Source organism: Spongiactinospora gelatinilytica (assembly GCF_003236385.1).
GTDB lineage: Bacteria > Actinomycetota > Actinomycetes > Streptosporangiales > Streptosporangiaceae > Spongiactinospora > Spongiactinospora gelatinilytica.
Window position 1 is genome coordinate 1 of record NZ_POUA01000838.1, and the last position, 492, is coordinate 492.

Sequence of the window (492 nt, forward strand, 5' to 3'; positions counted from 1 at the left end):
CCCAGAAGGTGCCGACCTCGCCCGGCCGCCCGCCCCCCGCCAGGCGGTGGCCGGCGATCTCATCCCTGTGCACGCTCATCGCCGAGTCCCCTTGCGTATACCTTTCGCAACCCTCGAACCACCCGGCGCCGGCTCCGTTCCGAAGACGGTGGACCACCCTGGCGACCGGTCGGGAGAACGTCCGGCGACCACCGTCGCGGACGGGCGTCTACCGCCGCCTCCGATGCCGGCCCGCCACACCTCGCTTCACCGCAAGTGTGACCGGTACCGCGCCGGACGTCACCAGGCCGAGGGCCAGCAGGCCGCCCGGAAGCACGGCCAGGGCGCTCGCGGGGCTCTCGTCGGACGGGCCCGGCTCCTCGGTGGGCTCTTCGGTCGGCTTCGGCGGCTCACTGGTCTCGCCGTTGGAGGGGCCTTCGCCGTCGTCCGTCCGCGTCGGCGGGGTCCGGGTCGGCGGAGTGCGCGTGGGCGGCGTCCGGGTCGGGGCTTGGC

At 75.0% G+C, this 492-nt stretch carries 1 pseudogene; it reads right to left on the reverse strand.

The features are described from left to right. Nucleotides 1-208 precede the first annotated feature (208 nt). A pseudogene (locus C1I98_RS39655) lies at nt 209-492 on the reverse strand (serine/threonine-protein kinase); the annotation flags it as partial.